This is a genomic window from Caulobacter sp. FW305-C-30-S16, from assembly GCF_058783025.1.
In genome coordinates, this window is sequence record NZ_JBYSYH010000001.1 from 770906 (window position 1) to 784812 (window position 13907).

Sequence of the window (13907 nt, forward strand, 5' to 3'; positions counted from 1 at the left end):
GTCAAACGCCGCTCAGGACTCCGCGGCCGCCAGCGCCGCCGAGATCGCGCCCTTGAGCACTGGCCGGAGGATCCCCGCGCGTCCGGCGTCGACCCGGTTGTCGGCGCCCAGGTGCGTGCTCTTGGCCAGTTCCATCTGGATGGCGTGCACGCCGCTGGCCGGGTCGCCGTAGGTGCGGGTGATGTAGCCGCCCTTGAAGCGGCCATTGAGCACGGCGCTGAACGGGCCGCCCTGGCAGACGGCGAACGCCGCGGCGCTGACGGCGTCACCGCAGGCCGCGCCCGAGGCGGTGCCCATGTTCAGGTCCGGCAGCGTCCCCTCGAACAGCCGAGGCACGACGCCGCTGATCGAATGGGCGTCCCACAGCAGGGCGACGCCGTAGCGGTCGAGCGCCGTGGCGACGGCCAGGGCCAGGGCCGCGTGATAGGGCCGCCAGTAGCGCTCGCGCCGGTCGGCGATTTCCGCCTCGTCGGGAGCGGCGGCCTGATAGACGGCCTCTCCGGCAAAGGTTTCGGTCGGCGTCAGCCCCGCGCCCCACTGGCCGGGGTACAGCGGCGCATTGTCCGGCGGGCGGTTCACGTCGATCACCAGCCGCGACCAACGGGCGACGACGGTCGTCGCGCCGAGTTCGTCGGCGAAGCCATACAGGGCCGGCTGCTCGAAATCGGTGTCGTCCAGCCGCAAGGCCTCCGGCGTCATCCGCGCCGCGATGGCGTCCGGGATGTCGGTCCCGACGTGCGGGAAGCTGATGATCAGCGGCGAGGCGCGGGCGGTCACCAGGGGGGCGGTCATGCGCCGAACGCCCCGGCCAGCACCAGCGCCGTGACCCCCGCGATGTCCGGGGCGAAGTAGCGGTCCCGGTCCCACGGCGCGGCGACCGTACGGATCCGCCCATGCGCCGTCTCCAGCGGCCCGGACGACCGCAGCGGCCGGCGGAACTCGATGCCCTGCGCGGCGGCCAGCAGTTCGATGCCGACGATGGCGGCGGCGTTGTCGGCCATCTGCGTCAGCCGCCGCGCGCCGTAGGTGGCCATGGAGACGTGATCCTCCTGGTTGGCGCTGGTCGGCAGGCTGTCGGTGCTGGAGGGGTGGCTGAGGCCCTTGTTCTCGCTGACCAGGGCGGCGGCCGTCACCTGGGCGATCATGAAGCCGGAATTGACCCCGCTCTCGGCCACCAGGAAGGCGGGCAGGCCGCTCATCGTCGGGTCAACCAGCAGGGCGGTCCTCCGCTCACTGAGCGAGCCGATCTCCGCCAGCGCCAGCGCCAGCGTATCGGCGGCAAACGCCACCGGCTCGGCGTGGAAGTTGCCGCCGGACAGGGCCTCGCCTGTCTCGGCGAACACCAGCGGATTGTCCGTCACCGCCCCGGCCTCGATCAGCAGGGTGCGCTGGGCGTTCTCCAGCAGATCGAGCACGGCGCCCATGACCTGCGGCTGGCACCGCAGGCTGTAGGGATCCTGCACGCGGTCGCAGTCCGCATGGCTGGCGCGGATCTGGCTGCCGTCGAGCAGGGCGCGCAGGCGGCGCGCAACCTCGATCTGGCCCGGCTGGCCACGGGCGGCGTGGATGCGCGGGTCGAACGGCACATCGCTGCCGGCCAGGGCGTCGACACTGAGCGCGCCGGCCACCAGAGCCGCCTGGAAAATGTTCTGGCCGAGCACCAGCCCCTTCAGCGCCAGGGCGGTCGAGACCTGGGTCCCGTTGATCAGCGCCAGGCCCTCCTTGGCCCGCAGAACGATCGGTTCGAGCCCGGCGGCCTTCAGGCCCTCCGCCGCCGGAACGACCTTCCCGGCGACCTTCAGCTCGCCTACGCCGAGCAGGGTCGACGCCAGATGCGCCAGCGGCGCGAGATCGCCCGACGCGCCGACCGAACCCTTTTCCGGAATGACGGGCAGGATATCCAGCGCAAGCAGCCGGACGAGCGTTTCGATCAACTGCAGCCGCACGCCGGAAAAGCCGCGGGCAAGCCCTGCGATCTTCAGCAGCAGGATCAACCGCACCACATCGTCCGGCAGCGGCGCGCCGACGCCGCAACAATGCGACAGGATCAGGTTGCGCTGCAGCTCCGCCAGCTGGTCCGGGGCGATGGTCTTCTTCGCCAGCAGGCCGAAGCCGGTGTTCACGCCATAGACGGTGCGTCCGTCGGCGAGGATGGCGTCGATCGTGGCGGCGGATCGCGCGATGCCTTGCCGCGCGCCGTCGCTGAGCGCCGTCTGGCAGGGACCCGCGAGCGCCGCCCGGACATGCTCGATGCCGATGGCGTCGTCGCCGAAGACGAGCGCCGGGGTCATCGCGCCGCCTCCAGCGACGGCAGGTCGAGGCCCTGCTCGCGCGCGCAGTCGATGGCGATATCGTAGCCGGCGTCGGCGTGGCGCATGACGCCGGTACCGGGATCATTCCACAGCACCCGTTCCAGCCGCTTGGCCGCCTCCGGCGTGCCGTCGGCCACGATCACCACGCCCGCGTGCTGGCTGTAGCCCATGCCGACCCCGCCGCCGTGATGCAGCGACACCCAGGTCGCGCCGCCCGCGGTGTTGAGCAGGGCGTTGAGCAGGGGCCAGTCGCTGACCGCGTCCGAGCCGTCCTGCATCGCCTCGGTCTCACGGTTGGGGCTGGCGACGGAGCCGCTGTCCAGGTGGTCGCGGCCGATGACAATCGGCGCCTTCAGCTCGCCGCTGGCGACCATCTCGTTGAACATCAGCCCGGCCCGGTGCCGGTCGCCCAGCCCGATCCAGCAGATCCGCGCAGGCAGGCCCTGGAAGGCGATCCGCTCCTTCGCCATGTCGAGCCAGCGGTGCAGGTGCACATTGTCAGGGAACAGGCGCTTCATCGCCGCGTCGGTCTTGTAGATGTCCTCCGGATCTCCCGACAGCGCCGCCCAGCGGAAAGGTCCCACGCCGCGGCAGAACAGCGGGCGGATGTAGGCGGGCACGAAGCCCGGGAAGTCGAAAGCGTGCTCCAGCCCCTCGTCCTTCGCCACCTGGCGGATGTTGTTGCCGTAGTCGAGGACCGGGATGCCCTGGTTGTGGAAGTCGAGCATCGCCTGGACGTGCGGCACGATGGATTCCCGCGCCGCCCGGTCGACGCCGGCCGGATCGGCGGCCCGCGCCTGTTCCCAGCGCTCGACGGTCCAGCCCCTCGGCAGATAGCCGTTGATGGTGTCGTGAGCGCTGGTCTGGTCGGTGACTACGTCCGGCCGCACGCCGCGACGGACCAGTTCGGGGAAGATGTCGGCGGCGTTGCCGAGCAGGCCGACGGAGAGGGCCCGGCCCTCCTTCGTCGCCCGTTCGATACGGGCCAGGGCGTCATCGAGATCCTCGGTGGCCTCGTCGAGATAGCGGGTCTCCAGCCGGCGCTGGATGCAGCGGGCCTGACACTCGACGGCCAGCATCGAGGCGCCGGCCATGGTCGCCGCCAGCGGCTGGGCCCCGCCCATGCCGCCGAGGCCCCCGGTCAGGATCCACTTGCCGGTCAGGTCGCCGCCGAAATGCTGGCGACCGACCTCGACGAAGGTCTCGTAGGTGCCCTGAACGATGCCCTGGCTGCCGATGTAGATCCACGATCCGGCCGTCATCTGGCCGTACATCATCAGTCCCTTGCGATCGAGCTCGTGGAAATGCTCCCAGGTCGCCCATTTCGGCACCAGATTGGAGTTGGCGATCAGTACGCGCGGCGCGTCGGCATGGGTGCGGAAGACCCCCACCGGCTTGCCTGACTGGACCAGCAGCGTCTCGTCGTCGTTCAGCCGCCGCAGGGTGGCGACAATGGCGTCGAAGCTGGCCCAGTCCCGCGCCGCCTTGCCGATGCCGCCATAGACGACCAGGTCCTCGGGCCGCTCGGCGACGTCGGGATCCAGGTTGTTCATCAGCATGCGGAGCGCGGCTTCGGTCAGCCAGGACTTGCAGGTCATCTCCGTCCCGTGCGCGGCGCGGACGATGCGGCTGTTGCTGGTGCTCATGCCTTCAGTCTTTCGATGGTCTTGCGATAGGCGCGGGCGACAGCCTCGCGCGCGATGTGTCGGCCGTTCTCGACGCGGCGCTTCCCGCCGGCCCAGACCTCGCGGACGCAGCCCTGGCCGCTGAAAACGAGGCTGTCGAGGATCAGGTCGCCGTCACGGCCGGCGAGGGCCGGATGGTCGGTGTCCAGCACCACGAAATCGGCCGAGGCCCCGACGGCCAGCGCCCCGGCGGACCGGCCGGTTGGCCGCGCCGCCGCCTCCGCCGCCGCGAGCCACAGCCAGGCGCCGACATGCTCTCCGCCCCCGGCGCCGAGGGTTCGCTTGCGCGCCTGCAACCGCCGCCCGTATTCGAACCAGCGCAGTTCCTCGACCGGACTGGTCGAGACATGGCTGTCGGATCCGATGCCGAACGATCCGCCCGCGCCGAGGAAGGCCGGGGCGTTGAAGAAGCCGTCGCCAAGGTTGCCCTCCGTCGACGGACACAGGGCCACGGTGGCCCCGGCGCGAGCCGCGCCCTCGGCCTCCGCGTCGGTCATGTGGGTGGCGTGCACCAGCGTCCAGCGCGGGGTCAGCAGTCCCTGGTCAAGCAGCCATTCGACTGGCCGCCTGCCGGTCGCGGCGAGGCATTCGTCGACCTCGCCGGTCTGTTCGGACACATGGATGTGGATCGGGATCTCCGGGCCGACCTGCTCCAGCACCCGGGCCATCTGCTGCGGCGTCACGGCCCGCAGGCTGTGGAAGGCGAGGGCTTCCGCGTCGGTGTCGTCCAGCAGACGCAGGAAGGCGTCAGGGTCCATCAGGAACCGCTTCTGGCCGTCCAGCGCCGGTTTCCCGCCAAAGCCGCTGGAGGTGTAGAGCACTGGCGCAAGCGTCAGGCCGATGCCGCTGGTCGCCGCGGCCCGGCGGATGGCGTGCGCCATCTCCGCCGGATCGGCATAGGGCCGGCCATCGGGGGCGTTGTGCAGGTAGTGGAACTCGACGATCCCGCCGTAACCCTGTTCCAGCAGCTCGACATAGAGCATCGCGGCGATGGCCTCGACATCGTCCGGCGTCAGCTTGCGCAGGAAGCCGTACATCGCGCCGCGCCAGGCCCAGAAGTCATCGACCCCGGCCCGCGACTGCTCGGCCAGACCGGCCATGGCCCGCTGGAAGGCGTGGCTGTGCAGGTTGGTGATCGCCGGAATCGCCGCGCCGGCCACCCGCGTGCAGCCGGCGGGATCAGCGTCCGGCGTGATCGCGGCGATGCGACCGGCCTCCACCGTAAAGCGCACGTTGCGCGCCCAGCCGCCGGGCAGCCGCGCCTGTTCGAAGATGATGTCCACGTGATCTCGGCCCAAGGAGGCTCGTAGCTAGGCCTCCGTAGGGTAAGCTGGCAAGACCCTGCGATGACCCGAATCGATCTCCTCCTCACCGACTGCCGCGCCGCGACCATGACCGTCGGCGGCGCCGCCTATGGGGCGATCGAGGGGGGCGCCATCGCGGTGGCGGACGGCCGGATCGCCTGGATCGGCCCGCGCCATGAGGCGCCGGACTTCCAGGCCGTCAGCACCGTCCGGCTCGACGGGCGCTGGGTCACGCCGGGCCTGATCGACTGCCACACCCACCTGGTCTTTGGCGGTGACCGTATCGGCGAGTTCGAGGCGCGGCTCGGAGGCGCGACCTACGAGGAGATCGCCAACGCCGGCGGCGGCATCCGCTCGTCCGTGGCGGCGACCCGCGCAGCGACCGAGGCCGGCCTCATCCGGTCGGCCCGCAAGCGGCTGGCCAACTTCATCGCCGAGGGCGTCACCACGATCGAGATCAAGTCCGGCTACGGCCTCGATCTGGAAACCGAGCTGAAGATGCTCCGCGCCGCCCGCTATCTCGACGGCGACGTGCGGGTGGTGACCAGCTTCCTCGGCCTGCATGCGGTTCCGAAGGACCAGGACCGCGACGCCTACGTGTCGATGATCATCGACGAGGCCCTGCCGGCGGCGAAGGCTGCGGGACTGGTGGACATCGTCGACGCCTATCTCGAGGGCATCGCTTTCACGCCGGCGGAGGTCTCACGGCTGTTCGACAAGGCCAGGGCGCTAGGCCTTCCGGTCCGTCTGCATGCGGACCAGCTGTCGGACGGCGACGGCGCGGCGCTGGCCGCGCGGTACGGCGCCCTGTCGGCGGACCATCTCGAATTCACCTCACTGGCCGGCGTCGAGGCCATGGCCAAGGCGGGAACCGTCGCTGTCCTGCTGCCCGGCGCTTTCGTGGCCTTGGCGGAGACGCAGAAGCCGCCGGTGGACGCCCTGCGCGCGGCGGGCGTCGGTATGGCGGTGGCCAGCGACTGCAACCCCGGCACCTCACCCATGCTGTCCCTGCGGGCGGCGATGATGCTCGCCTGCAGCCAGTTCCGTCTGACCCCGGAGGAGGCGCTGGCCGGGACCACGCGTGTCGCCGCGAAAGCGCTGGGCATCGCCGCGGAGACCGGAACCCTGGAACCCGGCAAGGCCGCCGACCTCGCCGTCTGGGATATCGAACGCCCGGCCGAGCTCAGCTACTGGCTCGGCGGCCGTCTGCTGCACCGGTCCTGGCGCGGTGGGACGCCGGTCGTGGCCTAGGCCCGATTGACCTCGATCATGGCGCGGGATGGGCGCGTGGCGCATCGCAACACGGGGCGTTTCAACCCACGCGGCCGAGGCCGCTCGCCAGGAAACAGCTCGTGTCAGACAAGACCGTTGAACAGATCGCCCACAACCGGCGGGCCGGACGCCTGCGCCTCGTGCGTCAGCTGCACTTCTGGGTGGCCGTGTTCGTCGCGCCGAGCCTGATGCTGTTCGCCCTCACCGGCATGCTGCAGCTGTTCAAGCTGCATGAGGCGGAAGGTAACTACCGGCCGCTGCCGGTCATCGAGAAGCTCGGGCAGGTGCACATCCACCAGACCTACGCCCTACGCCCCGTCCGGGCCCGCCCGCCCGAGGCTGCTGCGCCCGCCGCCGCGCCGGCCAGGCCTGAGCCCGAAGAAAAGGCCGCGCCGCTCGGCGAGACCCTCGTCAAATGGACCTTCCTGCTGATCTCGGCCGGCATGGCCGTCTCCAGCGTCCTGGGGGTCTGGATGGCGCTGAGCAACACGCGCCAGCGCCGGCTGACGCTGATCCTGCTGGCTGCCGGGACGGTCCTGCCGGTGATCGTGCTGGCGCTCTAGTTCGCCATCAGCGTCTGGCTGATGCGGAACGCCGCCGGCATGATCAGCACCCCCATCAGGCAGGGGAAGATGAACAGGATCAGGGGGATCATCAGCTTGGCCGGCAGGCTCATGGCCTTCTCCTCGGCCCGCAGCATCCGCTTGGCGCGCATGTCCTCGGAGAAGACGGTCAGGGTGTCGCCCAGACTGGTGCCCATCTCCTCGGACTGACGCAGCATGGTGGCCAGCGCCCGCGCGTCGTCGATGGCGAGGCGTTCGGCGAAGCTCGACCAGGCTTCCTTGCGGGAGCGGCCGGCGCGCAGCTCCAGCGTCAGGAACCGCAGGTGTTCGCCCAGATGCACGTAGCGGCGGCTCAGTTCCTCGCCGACCCGGCTGACTGCCGCGTCCAGCGAGAGGCCCGCCTCGACCGACGCGACCAGCAGGTCGAGCAGGTCGGGGAAGCCGTCCATGTATTCCAGCTCCAGCTTGCGCCGGCGGGCCTTGATCACCTGTTCCGGACCGAGCAGCGCCGCCACCGCGAATCCGCCGGCCAGCAGGATCGCGCCCATCCCGCCGCCGCCGCTGATCGCCCAGGGCACGGTCAGGATGGTCGCGACGGTCGCCAGCAGCAGGGCGACGGCCTTGGCGCCGAGATAGACCGCCACGGCCTCGCGGCTGAACCAGCCGGCCTGGATCAGCCGCGCCCGGATGGTCGACAGCTGCGCCGGGTCCTGGATCGCCATCCGGTCGCCCAGCCGCTTCACGCCGCTGACCACGCCCGCCAGCGCCGCCGACCCGCCGCCGCCGGTCTGGACGACGACCGCTCCGGACAGCCGCGCCCGGCGCCGCGCGCCGTTCTGCGCCTCGCGCAGTCCGATCAGGGCCGCGCCGCCGACGCCGAGCGTGATCAGCCCGACGGCGGCCCAGGTCAGCAGGGTCTGGAGTTGCACCGGATCCATGGGCTCAGATCCTCATGTCGATCATCTTGCGCATGACCATGTTGCCGATGAACATCCAGCAGCCGAGCGCCGCCAGCCCCATCTGGATGGCCTTCTCGTGGATCACGTCGCCGTAGAAGTGCGGGCTCGCCACCTGCAGGATGGCCAGCACCGCGAACGGCGCGGAGGTCAGGATGATCGCCGAGGCGCGACCCTCGCCAGAGGCGGCCTTGATCTTAAGCCGCATCTTGTGCCGTTCACGGACGGCCTTGGCGTTCATCTTCAGCAGTCCGGTCAGATTGCCGCCCGAGCGCTCCTGCAACCGGATGGTCGCGGCGAACAGGTCGACGTCCGGATGGCGACAGCGGTCGGCGACGCGCCCGACGGCCTGCTCCAGCGTGGCGCCATAGGCGATCTCGTCCCCGGCCATGCCGAACTCGCTGCCCAGCGGATCCGGCATCTCCCGCCCGACTAGGGCGACGGCGGTGGGCACCGGGTGGCCGGCTTCCAGACTGCGGACGATGATCTCCAGCGCGTTCGGCAACTGCAGTCCGACGGCCTTGGCCCGGGCGGCGGCCTTGAACTTCAGCCACAGGATCGGGAGACCGAACGCGAACAGGGGCGCGACCACCAGGCCGAACAGCGGGTTCTTCGTCCACAGAAAGACCGCCAGATAGCTGCCCAGCGCCAGTCCGGCGGCATAGAGCGCCCAGGTCCGCGGCTGGTAGCTGACGCCGGACTTGATCACCAGATCCGAGAACCAGCGCACGAGGATGCGGCTGTTGCCGTGCTCGTCCAACCCGCGCTGCTTGCGCAACTCGACCACCAGGTCGGCCAGGTTGGTGACGCTCTGCGCCAGATGCAGCCGCTTGTTGACCTTGCGCTTGGTCCCCGCCACCCGCGCCAGCCCCCACACCGCCTGGGCCGCGGCGAACACAGCCGCCGCGATCAGGATCATGAAGACGATGCGGGGCTCGACGTTTGGCATCACAGCGCCCGCTGCGGATCGAAGTTGGCGGTGTCGAACGGGATGCCCTTGCGGATCATCTCGTCGAGGCATTTGGGGCGCAGGCCCGTCGCGCGGAACTCGCCGATCACCGTGCCGTCCGGCTCGGTCTTCAGGCGGTTGAAGACGAAGATGTCCTGCATCTGCACGACATTGCCCTCCATGCCGGTGATCTCGGTGACGCTCATCACCTTCCGCTTGCCGTCCGACAGCCGCATCACCTGGACCACCATCCCGACGGCGGCGGCGATCTGCCCACGGACGGCCTCGGCGCTGAGCGTCATGCCGCCCATGGCGACCATCTGCTCCAGACGGGTGATGGCCTCGCGGGCGGAGTTGGAGTGGATGGTGGCCATCGAGCCTTCGTGGCCGGTGTTCATGGCCTGGAGCATGTCGAAGGCTTCCTCGCCCCGGACTTCGCCCAGGATGACCCGGTCGGGCCGCATCCGCAGCGCGTTCTTGACCAGCTCCCGCTGACGGATCTCGCCCTTGCCCTCGATGTTCGGCGGCCGCGTCTCCATACGGACGACATGCGGCTGCTGCAGCTGCAGTTCGGCGGCGTCCTCGATGGTGATCAGCCGCTCGCCGTGGCTGATGGCGGCCGAGCAGGCGTTCAGCAGGGTCGTCTTGCCCGACCCCGTGCCGCCGGAGATGACGGTCGAAACCCGCGCCCTGACCGCTCCGGCGAGGAACTCGGCGACGCAGGCCGGCATTGCGCCGACCGCGACCAGCCGCTCGAAGCTGAGCGGCTTCTTGGAGAACTTGCGGATCGAGACGCAGGCCCCGTCGATGGCGATCGGCGGGATGGCGGCGTTGACCCGGCTGCCGTCGGCGAGGCGGGCGTCGACCATCGGGCTGGACTCGTCGATCCGCCGCCCGACCGCCGCGACGATCCTGTTGACGATCCGCAGCAGATGATCGTTGTCGCGGAAGCGGATCGGGGTGAGCTCCAGCTCGCCGCGCCGCTCGACGTACACCTGGAACGGACCGTTGATCAGGATGTCGTTGATCGACTCGTCCTTGAGCAGGGGCTCGATGGGGCCCAGGCCGACCATTTCATCGAACACCTCCTCGCCCATCTGGTCGAGTTCGGCGGTGTTCAGCGCCAGCCGGCTGTCGCGGGCGAAGTCGCCGACCAGGCGACGCACCTGCCGCCGCATCTCGGTTTCGTCCAGCTCGCCCAGCTTGGAAAGGTCGATCTCCTCGATCAGCCGGGCGTGGAGCCGCAGCCGCATGTCCAGCTGCTCGTCCGAGACGTGCGGCGCGGGGGCCACCGGAGCTTCGACGACCAGAACGGGCGCGGCGACGACCGGGGCGGGAGCGGGCTCGTCCTTGACGGCGCGGCGCAGGGAGAACCGGCTCATCAGGCGACCCTCGCCATGTCGCCGCGCACCGCGGGCGAGGCCATCAGCCGGTCGACGAGATCGCCGACATCCTTGACGATCCGCGACTTGGGCCGGTGCTGGCTGATCGGACCGCCGAGGTTGGCGGAGGCGGCGGCGGCCTCCCAGTCCGAGGTGATCCCGCCAATGGCGCGGCGTTGCAGCGCCTTCTCGGCCTCGACCATCGAGGGCGCGGGGCCGAAGACCCGCTTGGCGAGGCGATTGAGCACGATGCGCGGCGGCGGCCCGTCGGGCAGCTCGGCCTCGATCTCGGCGGCCAGCGACCGCGCCGCCAGCAACGCCGGCACCGTCAGCTCCGACACCACCAGCAGTTCGTCCGACCCCGACAGGACGTCCAGCGTCCAGGCCCGGCGATGGCGCGGTGCGTCGACCACGACGGCGTCATAGACCTGGCAGGCGACGTCGAGGATCCGCAGCACCGCCTCGCCCGATGTGGTGTCGAACGCGTGGCAATCACGAGCCGAGGCCAGCAGGTCGATGCCGCCGGGCGCCTGGGAGACGAAGGCGTCCAGCAGGGCCGCGTCGATCCGCTCCGGCGCCTGCGAGGCGCGGCTCAGCAGCATGTTGGCGGGCGCGGCGAGATAGGCCGCCGCCGCGCCGTCGGCGATGTTCAGGTCGATCAGACAGACCCGGCGCGGCCCCGGCAAACGTTCGGCCAGGGCGCAGGCGGTCTCGATCGCCAGGGTCGTCGCGCCGGCGCCGCCCACGGCGCCCATCACCGTCCAGCACCGCGAGGGCGCGTTGTGAATCGGCGCAAGATGGGGCGTCATCAGGGGCTGGGCCGCCTGGGACAGGTCGTCCGGCGAGAACGGGGCTTCGAGTACATCGGAGCGCGGCAGGCGCATCAGGGCGCGGACCAGCGCCACCGGCAGATGCTCGCCCACCAGCAACGTCGGCGGCGGCGTCGGCGCGCGGCCGAGCGTCGCGATGGCCGCGCCCACGGCGTCAGCGTCCGCGCCCGCCGTATCGATCAGCACGAGGTCCGGGGGATCGGTCTGCAGCGATCGTCCGTTCAGGGTTTCGGCGGCGGCGGTCTCGATGACCGCACCCTCCAGCGCCCGGCCCGCCAGCTCGGCGAGGCCGGCTCCGATAATCAGTACACGTCGTCCTGCGAAACTCATGACCTTGCCTCAGGAGCCGGTGGAGTCGGAATAGGAGGGCGCAGCCGGCGCCATGGCGCGATCCAGGGCGATGCCGTTGAGGATCACGTCGATCGCGCTCGGCTCCGTCGAGCCGTGGAACGGGTCGGGCGACAGCGCGCGGCTTTCGGAGGCCGTCACCAGGCGCGGCGTGACCAGGATCAGCAGTTCGGTCTCCTGCTTCTTCCAGCGCGAGGAACGGAACAGCGAACCCAGCACGGGGATGTCGCCGGCCCAGGGGATCTGGCTGACCGTGTTGGCGTAGTCCTGCTGGAACAGGCCGGCGATCGCGAAGGTCTCGCCGTCCTTCAGCTCGATGGTCGTCCCGGCGCGGCGGACCAGCAGGCTGGGCACCTCGATGCCCGACAGGCGCAGGCTCTGGCGCGTGTCCAGCTGGCTGACCTCGGGGGCGACCTTCAGGCGGATCAGGCCGCCGTCCTGCACGACGGGCGTGAACTTCAGCGTCACGCCGAACGGCTTGAAGGCGATGGTGATGTCGCCCTGGCCGGTCGGCACCGGGTAGGGAAACTCGCCGCCGGCCAGGAAGGTGGCTTCCTCGCCGGAAATGGCGGCGAGGTTCGGCCGGGCCAGAGTGCGGATGACCCCCTTCTCTTCCAGCGCCCGCAGGGTGGCCTCGATAGTCGTCGGTCCGACGTTGGTCGAGACAGTCAGCGTGCCCTGCGGCGCATTGAGGCCGACCAGGCCCGTACCCGAGCCGAACACGATCCCGGAGTTGTTGGCGACGTCGATGTTGACGCCGAAATCCTTCAGGGCCGAGCGGCTGGCCTCGATCACGCGCACCTCCAGCATCACCTGCTGGGCGGACTGGACTGTCAGGTCGGACGTCACCGCCGCCGGTGCATATCGCTCTGCAATGGCCTTGGCGCGCAGGGCGACCGACGAGGTCGACACCTCGCCCGACAACAGGATGCCGTTGGCCATCGGCAGGATGCGGATCGGCTCGCCGGGCAGGGCGGCGGCGAAGTCGGCGCGCAGCGACTCGAGATCCTGCGCCACCCGCACGTCGATCACCTCGATCAGACGGTGGGCCGGGTCATAGATCAGGATGTTGGTCGTCCCGAGCGCCTTGCCGCGGACGTAGACGCTGCGGTCGGTGTTGGCGACGATCTCGGCCACGTCCGGCTGGGCCACGACGATCTCGCCGGCGCTGCCCATCAGCCGGAAGGCGATCGACTTGTCCTTGGGCACGGTGATCACGCGGCTGGGGGCCAGTTCACCGACCAGCGAGCTGGCGACGAAGGCCTGGGCCCCGGCGGGCGAGGCGACAGGCGCGCAGGCGAGGGCCGCCGCGCAGGCGATTGCAATGCGACGCATGATGGTCAGCTCCCGAAGCGCTCTGAAGGCACGGAGACGGTTTCCCGCTTGCCGCCCTGGGTCACCACCAGGCCACGGGTAGCGGGGGCGGCGGCGCCCGAGGGTGTCTGGCGCCGCGGCGTGCTGCGACGCGGCGGCGCGGCGCTGACCGGGGTGATCCCGGCCATGCGGTCGCTGCGCAGCATCTCCGGCAGGGTCATCGCCCGGATCTCGGCCACGTCGGTGGCCCCGCTGCGGCGCAGGGACAGGGACAGGATGCCCGCTTCACCGGCGGCGGCCAGCTTGCCGGCGTCCAGCACGGTGACCTCGAGCGTGGCGGTCTTGGGCGGAAACTTCTCGGTCGAGGCCTGGTCGGCGATCAGGTCCATGCCCAGCACCCGGACGTTCTGGAGCACCAGGGTCGAGATGTAGAGTTTGGCCGTCGCGGCGCCCTCGACGGCGCCCTTGTCGGTCAGTTCCTGCACCAGAACCACGTCGACATGGTCGCCCGGCAGGACATGGCCGCCGCCGCCGGCGACCTCGTTGACCTTGATGGTGTATGCCCGCATGCCCGGCGAGATGGTCGCCGCGACCGACGCCTTGACGCCTCCGCCGCTGACCTTGGCCGGCAGGATCGGCTCGCGATTGACCAGCGAGGTCAGCGTCACCGGCGCGCCGCCGTCCAGGCCGATCACCTGCTGGATCGAGCTATAGGCTCCCTCAGGCACGGCGCCTGCGGGCATCCGGATGATGGTCAGGTTCTTCGCTTCAAGCTTCTGGCCGAACGGAACGGCCCCCGATGCGGCCACCACGGGCATCAGAGCGACGGCTGACGAATCCGCCGCGGCGGCGCGACTGGCGCCCGGCGCCGAATTGGGCAACCAGACCTTGGCCACGAACAATGCGCCCACGCCCAGAAGGGCAGACGCGCCAAGACTGGCAATGGTGGCGACTCGCATCCTGCGGAACCCCCGTAATCGAGACGCCGATTT

The 13907-nt window shown here is 70.4% G+C and carries 12 protein-coding genes; 2 read left to right on the plus strand and 10 right to left on the minus strand.

All coding sequences use genetic code 11. The features are described from left to right. Positions 1–12: 12 nt before the first annotated feature. From hutG to AC3WJT_RS03760, 4 genes are read right to left on the minus strand one after another with little or no spacing between them, the layout of a single operon-like run. Positions 13–792, minus strand: coding sequence for an N-formylglutamate deformylase (hutG, locus tag AC3WJT_RS03745; RefSeq protein WP_492341723.1), 780 nt, complete (start codon positions 790–792; stop codon positions 13–15). Then, the gene (gene hutH, locus AC3WJT_RS03750; RefSeq protein WP_492341724.1) at positions 789–2291 is read right to left on the minus strand and encodes a histidine ammonia-lyase; all 1503 of its coding nucleotides are present in this window, start codon (positions 2289–2291) and stop codon (positions 789–791) included. Before hutH ends, hutG begins: the two co-directional genes overlap by 4 nt. Then, positions 2288–3958 (minus strand): urocanate hydratase, encoded by a 1671-nt coding sequence (gene hutU / locus AC3WJT_RS03755; protein WP_492341725.1) that lies wholly within the window; start codon positions 3956–3958, stop codon positions 2288–2290. The genes hutH and hutU overlap by 4 nt, the downstream gene beginning before the upstream one ends. Continuing rightward, on the minus strand, positions 3955–5280 hold the full coding sequence (locus AC3WJT_RS03760) for a formimidoylglutamate deiminase (RefSeq protein ID WP_492341726.1): 1326 nt from the start codon (positions 5278–5280) through the stop codon (positions 3955–3957). Before AC3WJT_RS03760 ends, hutU begins: the two co-directional genes overlap by 4 nt. A gap of 63 nt (positions 5281–5343) precedes the next feature. On the opposite strand from AC3WJT_RS03760, the gene hutI reads away from it, so the two are divergent. Then, the gene (gene hutI / locus AC3WJT_RS03765) at positions 5344–6552 is read left to right on the plus strand and encodes an imidazolonepropionase (protein ID WP_492341727.1); all 1209 of its coding nucleotides are present in this window, start codon (positions 5344–5346) and stop codon (positions 6550–6552) included. Positions 6553–6653: 101 nt separating this feature from the next. Next, the gene (locus tag AC3WJT_RS03770; protein ID WP_492341728.1) at positions 6654–7136 is read left to right on the plus strand and encodes a hypothetical protein; all 483 of its coding nucleotides are present in this window, start codon (positions 6654–6656) and stop codon (positions 7134–7136) included. Here the strand turns inward: AC3WJT_RS03770 and AC3WJT_RS03775 are convergent. The 6 genes from AC3WJT_RS03775 to cpaB are packed head-to-tail and all read right to left on the minus strand — an operon-like array spanning position 7133 to position 13874. Continuing rightward, a complete protein-coding gene (locus AC3WJT_RS03775; RefSeq protein WP_492341729.1) occupies positions 7133–8074 on the minus strand; it encodes a type II secretion system F family protein in 942 nt (313 codons plus the stop codon). The two genes, AC3WJT_RS03770 and AC3WJT_RS03775, sit on opposite strands and share 4 nt — an antisense overlap. 4 nt (positions 8075–8078) lie before the next feature. Further along, a complete protein-coding gene (locus AC3WJT_RS03780) occupies positions 8079–9041 on the minus strand; it encodes a type II secretion system F family protein (protein ID WP_492341730.1) in 963 nt (320 codons plus the stop codon). Next, positions 9041–10423, minus strand: coding sequence for a TadA family conjugal transfer-associated ATPase (locus AC3WJT_RS03785; RefSeq protein WP_492341731.1), 1383 nt, complete (start codon positions 10421–10423; stop codon positions 9041–9043). Before AC3WJT_RS03785 ends, AC3WJT_RS03780 begins: the two co-directional genes overlap by 1 nt. Then, positions 10423–11583: a CpaE/TadZ family protein gene (locus AC3WJT_RS03790; protein WP_492341732.1), complete on the minus strand. Its 1161-nt coding sequence runs from the start codon at positions 11581–11583 to the stop codon at positions 10423–10425. The genes AC3WJT_RS03785 and AC3WJT_RS03790 overlap by 1 nt, the downstream gene beginning before the upstream one ends. A gap of 9 nt (positions 11584–11592) precedes the next feature. Then, positions 11593–12936 carry a type II and III secretion system protein family protein gene (locus AC3WJT_RS03795; protein ID WP_492341733.1) on the minus strand — a complete coding sequence of 448 codons (1344 nt, stop codon included), beginning with the start codon at positions 12934–12936 and terminating at the stop codon, positions 11593–11595. 5 nt (positions 12937–12941) lie between these two features. Further along, positions 12942–13874 (minus strand): Flp pilus assembly protein CpaB, encoded by a 933-nt coding sequence (gene cpaB, locus AC3WJT_RS03800; RefSeq protein WP_492341734.1) that lies wholly within the window; start codon positions 13872–13874, stop codon positions 12942–12944. Positions 13875–13907 lie beyond the last annotated feature (33 nt).